This is a genomic window from Psychrosphaera sp. B3R10 (genome assembly GCF_018861025.1).
GTDB lineage: Bacteria > Pseudomonadota > Gammaproteobacteria > Enterobacterales > Alteromonadaceae > Psychrosphaera > Psychrosphaera algicola.
Map to the genome: position 1 here is coordinate 99548 of NZ_JAHKQH010000032.1, position 17259 is coordinate 116806.

The window sequence follows — 17259 nt, forward strand, 5'->3', positions numbered from 1 at the left end:
TACACCATGATAGATAACACTATATCAAATTCGTTAACAGAAGATTTACGTTGGCAGGAAGAAAGCATTGTAACTAACGAAGTGAATGGCCAGATGGGTCAAGAAGACTTCTATACCTTGCTTACCACACAGCTATCGATGCAGGACCCGCTAAATCCAACATCTAATGAAGACATGATTTCTCAGATGACGCAATTCACAATGGCTGATGGGATCACAGGTCTAGGTGACAAAATGGATTCTTTGACAGCATCGATGACATCGAACCAAGCACTAGAAGCGTCTTCTTTAGTTGGACGAAACGTGTTGTTGAATAGTCCGATGGCCTATTCAGATGGCACAGGCTTTAAAGGGCAAGTGCCTTTAGGCAGTTCAACTCAGAACGTATTGGTAGAAATTACTAGCTCTACGGGTGGTTCCGTTATCATTCCTTATGGTAGTCAACAATCTGGTTTAATGGACTTTGAATGGGATGGTAAAGATCTGGACGGCAATCCATGGCCTCCTGGACCATACGAAGTCAAAGTTACAGGTTTGCCAAATGGGGCGACTGAATCAGAAAGCTTCTCTGTTTTAAGCTATGGCAACGTAAGTTCGGTCACTTTAGGACAAAATGGCACGGGACTTGAATTGAATATACAAGGATTAGGCGCAATCAGATTGTCAGACATTTTGGCAGTAGGCGACTAGTTAACTAATTTAAACGATACATTTTCTTTTAAGAGCTGCATATCGCAGTTCAGAAAGTAACAATAGGAGAATCCTATGTCTTTTAATATTGCATTGAGTGGCTTAAAAGCAGCTCAAAAAGACCTAGATGTAACCGCGAACAACATTGCGAACGTAAACACTTATGGATTTAAAGAGTCTCGAGCAGAATTTGCCGACGTCTTTTCTTCCTCCATCTTCTCAAACTCGCGAACTGCAAACGGCGAAGGTGTGTTAATCAATGACGTAGCACAACAGTTTACTCAAGGTAGCCTATTGTTTACTTCAAACTCCCTAGATATGGCTGTATCGGGTGGTGGTTTTTTTGCATTAACCAATGACTTATTGAGTCGTGACATAACGTATTCGCGTTCTGGAGCGTTCAAACTCGATGCAGATAATTACATTGTTAACTCAAACGGCAATTATTTGCAGGGCTTCCCTGTCAATGACGACGGTTCTGTTAAATCGGTTAGTTTGAGTACAACACGACCTGTACAAATTCCTGATACAGCAGGAGCGCCTCAGCAAACCTCTGCTATCGATATGACATTTAACTTAGACAGCAACGAAACTGCACTTGACCCAACAGCGTTTGACGCATCAGACACTTCTAGTTATACATCATCAACGTCTACGGTTATTTATGATTCACTTGGTAACAGCCGTATAGCGTCTGTTTATTATGTTAAGGCAAATACCCCAGCTATTTTAGACGCGAACGCGACACTAGATGCGACCTCTGCATCTGACGGTTTTGTTGGTGGATTAGCGGCTGTACCTGCAGCACAACAAAACAATTCTAATACTTGGATTATGTATGCCACAGTGACAGATGAAGACGGCAATACGTTACCTGTTGATCTTGAGCAAGATACCGCACTTGGTGTAACCGGTGTTGGTTTTGAATCGCGTTCAGGTCAACGAGGCATGTTATTGCAGTTTGACAGTGCTGGTGCTGCGGTTGAAGAAACGTTTCCAAACCCTAAATCTGAACGTTTAGGTTTAACGACAAGTGCTACGGCAATTGTTCCAGCGCCAGTCGCACCATTTGATGGGGCGAATGCAATTACCAATGGTGCCGATGCCGACCAAACGTTTAATATTAATATGTCTGGTTTATCCCAGTTCTCATCGCCATTTGAAGTGTCTGGTTTAAGCCAAGACGGTAAGACTGTTGGTCGATTAACCGGCGTAACTATTGGTACAGACGGCCTTATTGAATCTAAATATTCAAATGGTGATTCAGTTCCAGTAACAAAAATAATGTTAGCGAGATTTGCCAACGAACAGGGGTTGACTCAAATAGGTAATACGTCGTGGACGGAAAGCCAAACCTCTGGCCAACCGCTTGCAGGTGAAGCCGACTCTGGGACATTCGGGCAAATTCGTTCAGGTACATTGGAGCAATCCAATACCAACCTAACTACTGAATTGGTTGACCTAATTACCGCACAGCGGAATTATCAAGCAAACTCACGTGCACTGGAAGTTAACTCAACAATCACTCAGGCTATCCTGCAATTGCGTTAATTTTAGTCATCAGTGTTATTTAAAAGCCAATCTTAGATTGGCTTTTTTTGTGCCTAAAATAAAAATTATAAGTCCAAAAGTTACATTGTTAATGAAGCATTTATGCAGTTCTGGTAGACTACCGCGCTTTCAATATTAGGGTAATTTCCTGCCCAAAATGTGCAATTTGGAGTTGTCATGTTTAATCTGATCACAAAAAGTGATTCTAATGTAAAAAATGATGTCCTGTCGGGGATCACCGTTGCGTTAGCGCTCGTGCCAGAAGCCGTGGCGTTTGCGTTTGTAGCAGGTGTGGATCCTATGGTCGGTTTATATGCCGCATTTATGATGGGCTTAATTACATCGGCAATCGGTGGCCGCCCAGGCATGATTTCTGGTGCAACCGGTGCGATGGCTGTTGTTATGGTTGCGTTAGTTGCGCAATACGGCGTTCAATATCTGTTTGCCGCGGTTATTCTAGCGGGGATATTACAGATATTGGCTGGGGTATTTAGGTTAGGGAAGTTTATTCGACTTGTGCCTTATCCTGTTATGTTGGGTTTTGTAAATGGCCTTGCGATTGTTATATTCCTAGCGCAGATGGGGCAGTTCAAAATTGTTGATGCCGCAGGTATTCAACAATGGATGCAAGGTAATCAAATGTACATCATGTTAGGCCTTGTTGCCCTAACGATGGGGATTATTCATTTTTTACCTAAGCTAACTACCGCTATTCCGGCTTCATTAGTCGCTATCTTAACGGTTACTGGCATTGTCCATGGCTTAGATGTTGACGCACGAACGGTTATCGATTTTGTTCGTGATATGGTGCCTGAAGCTGAAAAAGCCACCGTTACACTGGCTGGTGAACTTCCTAGTTTTGCCATCCCAATGGTGCCGTTTACACTTGAAACTCTATATATCGTGCTACCTACTGCAATTATTCTGTCACTTGTTGGTCTAATCGAGTCGTTATTAACACTGACACTTATCGATGAATTAACGGATACACGTGGTCGTGGCAATAAAGAATGTATCGGTCAAGGCGTTGCAAATTCGGTAAACGGATTTTTCGGCGGCATGGGTGGTTGTGCGATGATTGGTCAATCAATGATCAATATTAACTCTGGTGGTCGTGGTCGTTTATCTGGGATCACAGCGGCACTGGTTTTGTTAGCGTTTATCTTGTTCTTAGCGCCTTGGATTGAATTGATCCCACTTGCTGCATTAGTTGGCGTGATGTTCATGGTGGTCTTAGGAACCTTTGAATGGGCATCATTCAAAATTCTACGTGGCGCAAATAAAGAAGACGCGTTTGTGTTATTGCTCGTGACTGGCGTTACGGTAATTGCCGACCTTGCCATTGCGGTTGTTGTTGGTGTTATTGTTTCTGCGTTAGTTTTTGCCTGGAAACATGCAACTCATTTATTTGTCAGAACCTCTGTGGATAGCGAAGGTTGGAAAGTCTATGACTTAGAAGGACCATTGTTTTTTGGTTCGGTGGGCCATTTCCGCGAGTTGTTTGATGTTGAAAACGATCCGAACGACGTGGTAATCGAATTCAAAAATTCTCGTATTTGGGACAGTTCTGGTTTAGATGCAATTGATGGTTTAGCTGATAAATACGTTGCCGCTGGCAAAAAATTGCATATTCGTCATATCAGTCCTGAATGTCGTGATTTACTTGAAAAAGCGCAGAAGTTTGTTGAAATGAATATCAATGAAGATCCTCGTTATCATGTAGCGTCTGATAAATTAGGCTAAATTCATTTATTCAATTGATGAAATAACAAGATTAAAAAAGGTGGCCTAGACCACCTTTTTTGTTTCTTACGTTTTGTTTCTTACGTTTTGTTATCTAGCTTGGTTAAGTCGTTTAGTAAGTTGTTTTAAGTATGCCGCGCTAAACCAACGCGGCATTATCAAACGTGCTTATATCAAACAAGGCTATTTAAGCTTTAGATTTAACCCACTGGTTAACTAGGTCTTCTAGAACATTTAATGGTACCGCACCATTTTTAAGGACAACGTCGTGGAACTCAGGAAGGCTAAACTTGCTCCCTAGTTTTGACTTCGCCGCTTCACGTAATTCAACAATTTTTAACATACCAATTTTGTATGCCGTTGCCTGAGATGCCATAACAATATGACGTTCAACCATTTTAACTGCATCTGGTTTAGGATTTGGCGTGTTGTTTACGTAATACGCAATACCTTCTTCACGGGTCCATTTTTTAGCATGGATGCCTGTATCGACGACTAAACGACAAGCACGCCATAATTCCATAGCAAGACGACCAAAATCAGAATACGGATCTTCGTAAAGGCCAATCTCTTTAGGGATCATTTCAGAGTATAAACCCCAACCTTCAACATACGCTGTGTATCCACCAAATTTACGGAATTTAGGAATTCCTTCTAATTCTTGAGCAATGGCAATTTGCATATGGTGGCCGGGAATACCTTCATGGTAAGCCAATGCTTCCATTTGATAAGTTGGCATGTCACTCATACGGTACAAGTTCGCGTAATAGGTGCCAGGACGTGAGCCATCTGGAGCCGGTTGTTGGTAAAAAGCTTTACCTGCTGATTTTTCACGGAAAGACTCAACTGCTTTTACAATCATGTCTGCTTTTGGTTTAACGATAAACAACTCGTCTAAACGTGACTTCATGTTGTCGATTAAAGCAACCGCTTCATCTAAGTAACGCTTTTTACCTGCTTCGGTTTCAGGGTAATAAAACTGTTTGTCGGTACGCATAAATTCGAAAAATGCCTGCAAGTCACCTTTGAAGTTTACTTGCTTCATGATGCCGCGCATTTCGTTATGAATTCTCTCTACTTCACTTAAACCAATGTTGTGGATCTCATTTGCAGTTTTAGTGGTCGTTGTCGTATTTTTAAGGGCATTGTTATAAAACTTTTTGCCGTTTGGAAATTTCCAAACACCGTCAATATTGTCAGCTCGGGCTTCCAGTTTTTCAAGATTAACGATTAAGCTTTCGTATGCTGGCTTAAATGAGTTAGTTAATGCAAATTTAGCGTCAGCAAGAAGTTTGTCTTTTTCTGTTTGCTCAATTTCAAGTGCAGCTACTTTGCGGCTGAAGTCAGCTAATACTGTGCTGTCTTCGCCATTATCAAAAGGTGCGCCTTTCAATAGGTTTTTACTGTCAGAAATGACATAAGGGTAAACAAATTTAGGTGCGATAATACCTAAGTCAGCTCGTTTGTTTAGGCCTTTCTCCAATTCAGAGAACAATGTCTTCACACCGTGAATACGGCTTATATAAGCCTCTGCATCTGATACAGATGAAATTTGGTGTTGGTTGATTAACAACGAAGGAACCATAGAGTGCAAACCAAACATTTGATTAACTGGGTAGTTATGGTTACGCCATTTGAAATCGGCAATTTGGTCTTTTAGTTGCTGAACAATCAGTTTATAGCTAAGTGCAGTTTGAGCATCAAGCTTTTTAACGTCAATGGTTCTAACTTTTTTCAAATCTTGTTTAGTGAACTCTAGTTCTTTTAACTCGTTAGCTTCAGAGATGTCATCCCATTTACCGTAATCTTTTTTAATGGCCATATAAGTTTGATAAATAGGAGAGCGCATTACGCCTTCAGTAAATATATCTTCAAATATTTTGTTGGCTTTCTCAGATTCAGCTTGTGTGCTAACTTCAACAGCCGTTTTTTGATCTAATGAAAGATTTGGCATCATTTCGCAGGCTGTCAGGCCAAGCGTCAATGTAACCGCTAGTGCAGTGTATTTTAATTTCATCAATGTTCCCTTTTTTATTATAAGTATAGGGTGATAGGGCACCCGAATTTATTAGTTATTTATTCCGGTGGCGTTACGTCTGTTTAAACCCAAATCGCTGCCAAAATAATGTATCGGATAAAGTACGTTATGAGTGTAACAAAAAGTTGGTAAATGGCGAGTTACTAAGCGTAAGTCAAAAGAAATATACGGTGAATAGCATAAAACCAAAGGTAGATAGGGGGAGGGCGCATAAAGTCAAAGTTAGATTAGGCTAAAAATAGATCTAAAAGGTCATTGTAAAATAAATGACCATGAGGCGTTATGCTAAAAATATTGGGACGATTAGCGCTAATCAACCCTTTGGCAATGGCTTGTTGGAGAGGTACATCGATACTGCTGGCGTCAAGACCGGTAAACTGGCTGAAGTCGGCTAAATCAAATGGTTCAAACAATCTGAGCTTGTTCATAAAGTACTCAAATGGCAAGTCGTCTTCTGGCACCGTCCATTGTTTTTTCAAATAGGGCTGAGTTAAATCCATATATCCTTTTGGGTGCTTCACTTTCTCAGTGCGGACGATGTTGCCATTTGGCAGGTTGGTTATTTTACCATGTGCTCCGCAACCAATCCCAAGATAGTCACCAAATCGCCAGTAATTTAAGTTGTGTTTGCACTCAAACCCGGGCTTGGCGTAGGCCGAGATTTCATATTGACGATAACCGGCATCGGCGATAAGTTTCTGACCTTCTTCTTGTATCGTCCATAGAATGTCGTCTTCAGGTAAAGTTGGCGGCCTAAAATAAAATAACGTATTTGGTTCAATCGTTAATTGATACCAAGATAAATGTGTAGGCGAAAGGTCAATTGCGTTTGCTAGATCACCAAGGGCGTCATCTAACGTTTGGTCTGGCAACCCATGCATTAAATCGAGATTAAATGTTGGTACAGTCGACGTTGCAAAACGGGCTGCTTTTTCCGCTTCATCAGGGGAGTGTATTCGCCCTAATGCTTCTAGTTTGTCGGCCTGAAAACTTTGCACGCCGATGGAGATACGATTCACACCGGCATCAGAAAAACCGCTAAATTTATTGTATTCCAGCGTCCCTGGGTTTGCTTCGAGTGTTATCTCAATATCTGGTGCAAATTCAATGCGGTTTTGAACTTCAGCTAATAACCGAGCAATGGCGGTTTCAGATAACAAACTCGGGGTTCCACCACCAATAAATATAGAATGGAGTTGCCGACCTTGTACCCACTTTAAGTCAACCGTGAGATCGTCAATCAAATGCGATACATATTCCTGCTCAGGGATCCCATATTTAAGCGCATGGGAATTAAAATCACAATAAGGACACTTTTGCACACACCATGGAATGTGGATATATAAACTCAACGGCGGTAATTGCAAGGTATTCAAATTGACGACTCTTTATTTGTTTTTTGTGAGCTTAGACGCATTTAATGATGCTTTCGCATTAGTTATATACCACTTTTGCGTTGTTGCTCTAGTTGTGCCACTAATTGACGCAGTGCCTGGCCGCGATGGCTTAGACCATGCTTCTCGTCTGGAGTTAATTGCGCAGCTGTCTTATCTAAATGTGGTTGATAAAAAACAGGATCGTAACCAAATCCATTGTCACCGCTGCGTTGCGTCTGGATAACACCGTCCCAATGACCCTGACAAATAATTGGGGTTGGGTCGTCAGCATGACGCATATAAACTAAAACACAAACAAATCGAGCCTGGCGCTGAGAAGTGTCAACGTCGCTCAACATGCCGAGTAATTTATCTATATTGGTGCCATCTGTTGCATTGTCACCGGCAAAGCGCGCTGAATAAATACCCGGAGCACCGTTTAAAGCAGCGACTTCTAAACCTGAGTCATCTGCAATACAGGGTAAACCGGTTACCTGTGCTGCATGACGGGCTTTGATAATTGCGTTTTCAACAAACGTGGTACCAGTTTCTGGCACTTCTTCAACGTTAAATTGGCTTTGTGGAACTACGTTAAGGCCAAACGGCGCTAACATTTCTTTTAATTCGTTAACTTTGCCTTTGTTACCTGAGGCGAGAAGAATATCTTTCATTAAATTTTTAAATCTTATTGGATTTGGAGTGAATGATAAGGGGAAAGCGCCAATGAATAAATAGAAGACCCAAAAAAACCGCGATTATTTCTAATCACGGCTTAATCAATTTTAGCTTAATTGAAATTATGCAAAGTTTTGGTTTGCAAATTCCCAGTTAACTAATGCCCAGAAACCTTTTAGGTAATCTGGACGAACATTGCGGTAATCAATGTAATAAGCGTGTTCCCAAAGGTCCACTGTAAGAATTGGTGTAACACCTTCTTCAGTGATTGGTGTACCCGCGTTTGATGTATTTACGATGTCTAGTGAACCGTCAGCTAATTTAACTAACCAAGTCCAGCTAGAACCGAAGTTGTTAACTGCTTTGTCGTTAAGCGCTGCTTGGAATGCCTCAAAAGAACCCCATTTTGCGTTGATCGCGTCTGCAACTGCACCTGTTGCAACACCACCACCATTCGGGCTTAATGAATTCCAATAAAACGTGTGGTTCCAGATCTGAGCTGCATTGTTGAATACGCCACCGTCAGAACTCTTTACGATTTCTTCTAATGATTTACCTTCAAATTCAGTTCCGCCGATAAGACCGTTTAATTTAACAACATAAGTGTTGTGGTGTTTACCGTGGTGAAAGTCTAATGTCTCAGCTGAGATGTGTGGTTCTAATGCATCTTTTGCATAAGGTAGAGCTGGTAATTCGAACGCCATGTTGGTCTCTCCGTTGGCTTTGTTTATGTTTGCTGTTAAGATTATAAAACTTGACTAATTTACTCAAGTATAAGTTTTATAACCTTATGTTAATTTTTATATAACAGTTAAATAAGGGTTGAATATTGAGATTCAAGCATCCATTTTAAACTATGTTATCGCTTTTTCATTAATTTTTATAAAACAACCAGATTATAAAACGACTGAATTTTACTTGAATGCCTACATTGGCACATGACACCAGAGGTTAACAATGGAAACCATTGATAAAATCAAACAACAAATCGCCGAAAATCCAATTTTAATCTACATGAAGGGTAGTCCAAAATTACCATCATGTGGTTTTTCTTCGCAAGCAACACAAGCGTTAATGCAATGTGGCGAACCGTTTGCTTACGTAGATATTTTACAAAACCCAGATATTCGCTCTGAACTACCTGCCTATGCTGAATGGCCAACGTTCCCACAATTATGGGTCGACGGTGAATTAGTTGGTGGCTGCGATATTATTATGGAAATGTTTCAAAAAGGTGAACTTCAACCATTGGTTGCTGAAACCGCTGCAAAATATAAAGACGATTCTGAAGCCGCGGCTGAATAATTCGTTTTATCATTGCTTAAATGCCAAGTTGAATTACTGACATTGGTGTGAAAAAAAACCGAAAACGTGCAGGCGATTTCGGTTTTTTTGTGCTTGCAATAGCAACATAACTTAGCTGGCACTAACTTTGCTTTCTTTAGTGTAAATATAATGACAGTTGTTAAAGCACTGTGGTATTCAATAATTGACGAACACAACTGTGCGTTGTCATTAGAATGGCAATTTGAATATTGAATACTATGTCTGTGGTTAATATAAATGCACTACGAGGCTAGGGCGATTAAACTCTATTTATGAATTGGTTAAGACTGATATTAAATCTGACACTATTATTGTTGTTTGCCGCTTGTAGCGACCAGCAAAAAAATGGCGTGTCTCCGGCAACTATTGCCAGCGTAAATGCTGGGCAAGATATTACCGTGATTGAAGGTGTGGCATTCACATTAAATGCTGAAGTATATCCCGCCGGCGGCGTTATTAGTTGGGTTCAAACCCAAGGCCCAGCTATTGAAGAATTCCCAGAAGAACCCGCCGCGACGATGGAGCTTATTACACCAACCGTTAATGTCGACTCTACATTAACCTTTGAGATCACCTATACATCAATTGATGGCCAGCAAGTTAAAGACTCAGTTAATGTTTTTGTCACCAATAAAAACAGTGCACCTGTTGCGATTATAAAAGCCAGTAATACCGAACTTCCGCCATATAATACTTATGATATCGTCACATTAACCGGCGAAGACAGTTATGATATAGACGGTGAAATTAGGGAATATCAATGGCGACAAGTCGACAGTAACGCGCCTTTAAGTTTTACCACTGAAAAAAATGATGTTGCCGTTTCTTTCGAAGCCCCATTGGTAGCAACACTCACAAACTACAAGCTTCAGCTTACAGTAATTGATAATTTTGAAGCCGCTCAAAGTAATATTTACGACGTACAAATATCTGCCGCTGGCGTTTCTATCGCAGCTAATGCTGGGGATGACCGAGAAGTAGATGAATTTACGTTAGTCCTGCTTGACGGCACCAATAGTGTCGCGACAAACTCCGACTATAGTTGTCTTTGGACACAAACAAGTGGTACGGATGTCACGATTAATGACTCGGCTACCTGTAATGCCAACTTTATCGCGCCAGATGTCGATTCAGAAGAGGTGCTTATATTTAAACTCACCGTCACTGATACATTAAACAACAACGGCAGTGATTCTGTTTCAATTACGGTTGGCCCACTTAATTTAGGATTATTGCACGACACGGGTGTAACAGAGTGTTATGACAATACCGGCCAGATTGATTGTGGGGCTGATGAGTTTCCTTCTCAGGATGCCGAACATGGCCGAGACTCGGTCTATCAAGTTCTAGACAAAAGTGGCACCGGTTCACAGTCATTCGACTTTACTAAGTTTGATGTGAATGGCGATGAGATAGAAAACGACAATGAAGTGTTTAGCTGCGTTCGAGACAATTTCACTGGCCTAATATGGGAGGTGAAAGCTCAGATTGCTGTACCGCAGTTCTCTACCTTAAGAGGCGCAGAGAATTACTATTCTTATGATGACACCGCCGTTGGTTCGTCTTCTTGTTCAAGTAGCGTTTCATGTGGCGTCGATACCTATGTGAATAGCGTAAATACGGCCACATTTTGTGGTGGGGCAAACTGGCGAGTGCCTACTTATATGGAATTGTTGTCGATCATCAATTACAACGACACCGATCAAGACTTTCTGCTCGACTCAGAGTTATTCCGATATCACCCAAATCGCACAACCTTGGGTCATAAGTTTTACTGGACATCTGATGAAGGGGCCGAAGGTGGTGGCGGGTTCCAGTGGGTTTTGGATCTGTCGACGGGCGATGACTCTGTTATCCTGCCGTCAAAGTCTGCGTATATTATGTTAGTGAGAACACCATAATGAAAAGCATTAAAATTACCCGTTTAGTTACGTTTGCTTTGGCTAATTTAGCTTTGCTATCAAATAGCGTTTACGCCGAACAAAGCTGTGATGGCGAAACTGAAACAACGCCGTCTGATAGATTTGACATAGGTACAACGGATACTTATTTGAACGATTCTCTTACGGGCTTGATATGGGCAAAGTGTGTTGTTGGGCAAACATGGAATACCACTTCGCAAACATGTGTTGGCGAGCCGTTACGTCTGACCTGGCAACAAGCATTACAACAAGCAGCGACCTTTAGAGTAAATAACAATACAGATTGGCGTTTACCCAATCTCAAAGAGTTAGCGTCGATTGTTGAACATAAATGTGTATCGCCGTCGATTAATATATCTATGTTCCCAGCGTCGCCGGTTGGCGGATTTTGGACGTCAACCCCTAATACATCTGCCGACTTGTCAATGGAGGCGTGGTCAATCGCTTTTGATAACGGCCGCATCGACAGCTCCGACAAATTTTCTGATTTCTATGTACGAATGGTACGATACGCTGAATAACATGGAAACTTGTTCATAGTCGCGCCAGACTATAATATGACGACAAATTTTTAGTTAGGCGTATCCGTTGACATATTTACGACCATTTTGGGTTATCTTTACTGCAGTTTTTTTACTCGTTGGCAACGCAAAAGCAGCCCATGCTGGCGGGTGCCCAATTCAACTAAAAATGGGATTACTCATTTCTCCTGATCACATACGTGTTATGCAACGTGGTCGTACTTTTGTACAAATTAACAACGATTCACAGCTGTTTATCAACGGCGATCTTATTGTTTTAACCGACCAAGAAAAATACATGGTTCGAGAATTTAGCTTAGGGTTAAGAAAAGAGCTTCCTGAAATAGTTATGATCGCGATGGAAAGTATGGAGCTTGGCTTCGACGCGTTCGATAAAGTTGTTAAAAGCTTAGCTGGCAGCGACTCAGCAAGAGGTATTGAAGAACACTTTAGTAAACTGAAAAACGGCATATTAGAAAAGTTTGCCCGCAGCGGTGACAACTTTTATATCGCGCCTCAGGCCCTTAATAAGTTAGACGATTTTTTCGAAGATGAATTGGGAAACCAAGTAAATCAAATTGTTACTGACTCACTGCAAATTATGTTAGGTGCAATGGGAGAGGCTTTGCGAGAAAACGACGATGGAATAGAAGGCACCAATATTGATATTGGAGAGCGGGTTAAAATGTTAAGTGAAGACGTTGATAAATCGCTTAAAATTAATGCTGATCGGATTGCCGTAAAAGCAAACGCCTTTTGTCAGCGCTTTGAATCGTTAGATAAAACCGAAACACGACTGCAAAGTCATATCCCCGGCTTGTTAAAATATGATATTTTAAGCAACCAGTTGACCGGCCACGATTGAACCATTTCAATTACAGTAGAAAAAATTTACAATGCGGGATGCCGATATAAGTGGTCAACTTAGTCACCAAAATTAAAATAATAATAACTTAAAGTTAGGTAAAACATGTCGCAAGATAATGCCGGTTCGTCACCGGAAGAAAATAATGGTTCAGCAGATAAAATCCCAAATAAACCAAATGGCTCAGGCTTATCTCGTATTTTAAAAGCGACTCATTGCTCAATCTTGGGCTTTAAAGCAGCCTTTAAACATGAAGCTGCGTTCCGCCAAGAACTGATCCTTGTTTTATTCTTAACACCTGTCGCTTTTTTCATTTCAGACACCTTGTTTGGTTTTGCGATGTTGCTCATCGCGATGTTATTTGTGCTTATCGTTGAGTTATTAAATTCAGCTATAGAAGCAACTGTTGACCGTATTGGTTTTGAACGGCACGAATTGTCGGGCAGAGCAAAAGACTTAGGGAGTGCTGCAGTTACACTAGCACTCACCATTGCAAGTCTAGTTTGGCTTGTACATATTATTGATTTTATTAATCGATAGTCATTAGATAACACCACCTTTTTATTATTGGAGCTTTTCTCATATGCGAGCGTATTTTAGTGCCTGTTTATTTTTATTATGTTTAACAGGTCAGGCTCAGGCCAAGGACTTTAAATTTACACCCGACGCCGCGTGGCAAACGATAAAATCAGACTATCAGTCGTTTTATACCTCAGAGCGCCTATGGCGAGCGGCTAAGTTTTACGGTGTTGGTGCTGTTATTGCGCATACAAATATTGATACGGAATTTCAACAGTGGCATCGCGATAATGTGGTATCTGGCACATCAAAAGATGTTGCCAAAGTGGCAAAATTATTTGGCGAAAAAAACATCTTGGTTCCGCTTACCCTTGTCGCCGCATCGATGCAGATCGCAGATGCGTCAAGTAAAACCGGAGCGTGGGGTGAACGCACAATGCGAGCCTATTTAGTCGGTGGTCCAGCAATGTATGCGGTGCAAATATTAACAGGGGGCTCAAGACCGTCTGACGAATACCAAGATGCTAAATGGCGACCGTTTAACGACAGTAATGGGGTCAGTGGTCATTCATTTGTGGGCGCAGTGCCATTTATCACTTTAGCGCAAACCGAGGGATTAGCGCCGTGGCAAAGAAATGTTGCTTATTTTGCATCAACCTTGTCAGGCTGGTCTCGAATACATGATGACGCCCACTATTTATCTCAAGTGCTACTCGGTTGGTATATGGCATGGGAGTCGGTCAATAGTGTAAATAAAAATGATATTGGGAGCTGGTATCAATTTCATCCTTATGCATTTTATGACGGCTTAGGCATGGGCGTTACCATTAGTTGGTAAAACGTTAGTCGGAAATGTATATGATACAAATCCATGGCGTTTCCAGTAATTGATAAAAGTGCAAAAGGCTCCTATTGAGTTTGGGCTTAATTTATCGCATTTACCATCAAGTTAAATGGTCCTTTTAAGTGTTCCAAAGGTATTAGTAATGAATATGACGTATCTCACAACGTTAAAAAATGCATTTTCAGTAAAACAAAATTCAGAACAAATGTTTCGTTTTCTGGCGTACAGCTTTTTGTTTTCGTGGTTACTGTTATTAACATTTTTAATCAATGTAAATGGCGAGCAAAGTATATTGGGTACTGCGTATTCACTGATTATTCCGCTTTATTACTATCTATTATTTTTAGTGGTCACATCGTTAATACTGCCGCTGTTTTGGATCAAACGACTGGCCGTATGTATCCTAATCCCCAAGATCCTGTTTGATATTGTATTGATTGGAGATTTCTTTCTATTTGGGGTTTACCGCTTTCACGTAGACATGATGTTCATCAATATGTTGCTTCACGATTTTAAAGGCATAGGGATATCCTTTGGCTTAGTGCTGTTGGCTCTTTTTGTCGCGTCATTAGTGGCATTAGTAAATATTGTCATTTACCGTAAATGCCATAAGTTTCCAGCCTTAAAGCTTTATCGAATTAACTTTGCCGTCTTTGTCGTGTTTCTTCTTGGGCAAGTGGTTCATGTTGTCGGCTATGAGTACCGACAGGTTAATATTACAAAGTACACACCGTATTTTCCGTATTACGCGCCTCTGACGTCCAATAGTTTAATGACTAAGCTGAAAAAAAACTTCCCGGACACCTTTCCGGAAGTAGCTGAAACGGGAACGGGTCAAGTTGGCAATATTCTGACAAGTGGTGGTAAAGCAAATGGAAATGATAGTTTGCTAAATTACCCTTTGCAGGCATTAGAGTGTAAACCAAATGCAGAACAATCGCTGCCCAACATATTATTGTTTGTTGCAGAAAGTTGGCGACAGGATGTTATGAATATGGATGTCACGCCGAATATTGCTAAGTTTGGTGAGTCTGCTATTGAATACACCAACCACTTTAGTGGTGGCAATGTTACGGTAAATGGTCTGTTTTCTATGATGTATGGATTGCATCCAACCTATCGTGATTTTATGACAGCGGAACCATTTAAACACCAAACATTATTAACCAAAACCCTCGAGAGTTTAGGTTATGATATCGGCGTTTATACCTCGTCAAATTTGGATCGTTTCTCCCTTAAGCCAATGTTTTTTGGTGATATTGAAAATAAAAATTACGTTAATCCGCTGGATGGTAATTTATTGCAAAATGACCAAGGAGCCGTGACTAAGTTGTTGAGGGATTTACGCTCAGGGGCAAATGAAAGCAAAAAGCCGTGGTTTAAATTTGTGTTCCTAAGTTCATCTCACCATAACTACCAATATCCGAAAGAGCTTGAAAAATTTGTTCCGATTGAGAAAAACCCGGAGAAATTTTTATTCAATAAGGATATGGACCCAGTCCCATTGTTTAATCGATATAAAAACTCGGTGCATTTTATCGACTCAATGTTCGGCGACATTTGGCAAGCGGTTGAAGAAACTGGGCAAGCGGATGATACATTTACCATAGTAACGTCTGATCACGGCGAGGAGTTTAACGACAATAAGCTCGGATACTGGGGGCATGGCAACAACTTTACAAAAGTGCAATTAGCCGTGCCTATGTTAGTGAAACCAACTAAGTCAAACGCTAAAGACAAGCCCAAAAAAGTCACGAGTTTAACGGGCCATATTGACGTGGTCCCGACCATTTTACAAAATATAGCAAACTGCCAAAATCCAACAACAGATTACAGCAATGGCTTCAACCTATTTCAATTACCAGACCACCGTGACGGTATTATCGCCGCGAGTTACAAAGACAAAGCCTATTTAATCAATGGCAATGTTTACGCCACCGGCCTTTCTGTTGAAAGCTACAAAGTAGAAGATTTAAATAATAAAAATGAAGACTTTGACTATTCAGGCCTAAACAAGTTAAAGCAGCAAGAATCCCACTTACTGCAACACTAAACAACGAAAGCACCTGGTTCAGGAACGAATGGGTGACCCCGCAGGTTTTGGGATGACGTTTTATTAGAAAGGATCGTCATTCCAATATCGCCGTGGCTCGACTAATTTTACAAGCTAGGGATGACGTTTTCTGTTTTGTTCTGAAGGTGGTTTCTCTTTAAAACAAGGTGTTGTTACACCTAAATATCAGGTGACTTTTTCCTTCGTCTAAATCCCCCTTAGTTGAGATTTATATCTCGAAGTGAACGGCAGGGACGCCGTTGCAAGGGATGGTTGTATATGGACGTACTTTCATCCCGTCTTCGACGATAATATAAATATCAAATAAGGATTAGGGATTTGGCCGAAAGCAGTCTTTTTGCCTACTTTTCTAGCTGTTGAGAAAAGTAACTCGCCTATAGGCGAAAGCCGCCTGCAAGGCAAAAGCCCCGCGCCAGTATGGTCGACGCAGTCGAAATAGCTGCCTGCAAGGCAAACTATGACATTCCTCTGCACTCGGTTGGAGATCCTGAATATCGCCGTGGCTCGACTCATGTTACAAGCTAGGGATGACGTTTCTGTTTTGTTCTGCAGGTGGTTTCTCTTTAAAACAAGGTGTTGTTACACCTAAAGTTCAGGCGACTTTTTCCTTCGTATAAATCTTAAATAAGGATTAGGGATTTAGCCGAAAGCGGTCTTTTGGTTACTTTTCTAGCTGTTGAGAAAAGTAACTCGCCTTTAGGCGAAAAGTCGCCTGCAAGGCACAAGCCCCACGCCAGTATGGTCGACGCAGTCGAAATAGCTGCCTGCAAGGCAAACTATGACATTCCTCTGCACTCGGTTGGAGATCCTGAATATCGCTTAGGCTCTTTTAGGATGACGGTCTTTTCTGTTTGGTTCGGATGATGGCTTGTTCTGTTTAATTGTCGCTTAATAAAGACGTTTTTCTGGGTATTTGGAATGGTGACTTTTCTCAAAAACAACAAGTTATCACACCAAAAGTTCAGGATACATATAACTTCGTCTAAATCCCCCTTAGTTGAGATTTATATCTCGAAGTGAACGGCAGGGACGCCGTTGCAAGGAATGTTTTCACTTCAAGGAAGAAGGGAATTCGTCAGTACATGGATGTACGTCAGACGAACCATGGACGAAAT

The 17259-nt window shown here is 41.2% G+C and carries 14 protein-coding genes; 10 read left to right on the forward strand and 4 right to left on the reverse strand.

The window, feature by feature from the left end; translation table 11 throughout:
• Positions 1 to 6: 6 nt before the first annotated feature.
• The 3 genes from KO525_RS12405 to KO525_RS12415 all read left to right on the forward strand — a co-directional run bounded on the left by KO525_RS12405 (position 7) and on the right by KO525_RS12415 (position 3984).
• Positions 7 to 690, forward strand: coding sequence for a flagellar hook assembly protein FlgD (locus tag KO525_RS12405; protein WP_215964135.1), 684 nt, complete (start codon positions 7 to 9; stop codon positions 688 to 690).
• 75 nt (positions 691 to 765) lie between these two features.
• Complete coding sequence (flgE, locus tag KO525_RS12410; RefSeq protein WP_215964136.1) at positions 766 to 2241, forward strand: flagellar hook protein FlgE; 1476 nt, start codon at positions 766 to 768, stop codon at positions 2239 to 2241.
• A 177-nt stretch (positions 2242 to 2418) separates the two neighbouring features.
• Positions 2419 to 3984 (forward strand): SulP family inorganic anion transporter, encoded by a 1566-nt coding sequence (locus tag KO525_RS12415; protein WP_215964137.1) that lies wholly within the window; start codon positions 2419 to 2421, stop codon positions 3982 to 3984.
• 187 nt (positions 3985 to 4171) lie between these two features.
• Here the strand turns inward: KO525_RS12415 and KO525_RS12420 are convergent, their stop codons facing one another.
• The 4 genes from KO525_RS12420 to KO525_RS12435 all read right to left on the reverse strand — a co-directional run bounded on the left by KO525_RS12420 (position 4172) and on the right by KO525_RS12435 (position 8777).
• A complete protein-coding gene (locus KO525_RS12420; RefSeq protein ID WP_252736693.1) occupies positions 4172 to 6004 on the reverse strand; it encodes a DUF885 family protein in 1833 nt (610 codons plus the stop codon).
• A gap of 245 nt (positions 6005 to 6249) precedes the next feature.
• A complete protein-coding gene (hemW, locus tag KO525_RS12425; protein ID WP_215964155.1) occupies positions 6250 to 7389 on the reverse strand; it encodes a radical SAM family heme chaperone HemW in 1140 nt (379 codons plus the stop codon).
• Positions 7390 to 7460: 71 nt separating this feature from the next.
• On the reverse strand, positions 7461 to 8069 hold the full coding sequence (locus tag KO525_RS12430) for an XTP/dITP diphosphatase (protein ID WP_215964139.1): 609 nt from the start codon (positions 8067 to 8069) through the stop codon (positions 7461 to 7463).
• 126 nt (positions 8070 to 8195) lie between these two features.
• Positions 8196 to 8777 (reverse strand): Fe-Mn family superoxide dismutase, encoded by a 582-nt coding sequence (locus tag KO525_RS12435; RefSeq protein WP_215964140.1) that lies wholly within the window; start codon positions 8775 to 8777, stop codon positions 8196 to 8198.
• Positions 8778 to 9030: 253 nt separating this feature from the next.
• On the opposite strand from KO525_RS12435, the gene KO525_RS12440 reads away from it, so the two are divergent.
• The 7 genes from KO525_RS12440 to KO525_RS12470 all read left to right on the forward strand — a co-directional run bounded on the left by KO525_RS12440 (position 9031) and on the right by KO525_RS12470 (position 16123).
• Positions 9031 to 9378 (forward strand): Grx4 family monothiol glutaredoxin, encoded by a 348-nt coding sequence (locus KO525_RS12440; protein WP_215964141.1) that lies wholly within the window; start codon positions 9031 to 9033, stop codon positions 9376 to 9378.
• A gap of 293 nt (positions 9379 to 9671) precedes the next feature.
• Positions 9672 to 11300, forward strand: coding sequence for a DUF1566 domain-containing protein (locus KO525_RS12445; protein WP_215964142.1), 1629 nt, complete (start codon positions 9672 to 9674; stop codon positions 11298 to 11300).
• A complete protein-coding gene (locus tag KO525_RS12450) occupies positions 11300 to 11842 on the forward strand; it encodes a DUF1566 domain-containing protein (RefSeq protein ID WP_215964143.1) in 543 nt (180 codons plus the stop codon). The genes KO525_RS12445 and KO525_RS12450 overlap by 1 nt, the downstream gene beginning before the upstream one ends.
• 67 nt (positions 11843 to 11909) lie before the next feature.
• On the forward strand, positions 11910 to 12707 hold the full coding sequence (locus KO525_RS12455) for a DUF2884 family protein (protein ID WP_215964144.1): 798 nt from the start codon (positions 11910 to 11912) through the stop codon (positions 12705 to 12707).
• Positions 12708 to 12812: 105 nt separating this feature from the next.
• Positions 12813 to 13247: a diacylglycerol kinase gene (locus KO525_RS12460; protein WP_215964145.1), complete on the forward strand. Its 435-nt coding sequence runs from the start codon at positions 12813 to 12815 to the stop codon at positions 13245 to 13247.
• 43 nt (positions 13248 to 13290) lie between these two features.
• On the forward strand, positions 13291 to 14064 hold the full coding sequence (locus KO525_RS12465) for a phosphatase PAP2 family protein (protein WP_215964146.1): 774 nt from the start codon (positions 13291 to 13293) through the stop codon (positions 14062 to 14064).
• 148 nt (positions 14065 to 14212) lie between these two features.
• Positions 14213 to 16123, forward strand: a complete 1911-nt coding sequence (locus KO525_RS12470) for a sulfatase-like hydrolase/transferase (RefSeq protein ID WP_215964147.1) — start codon at positions 14213 to 14215, stop codon at positions 16121 to 16123.
• Positions 16124 to 17259 lie beyond the last annotated feature (1136 nt).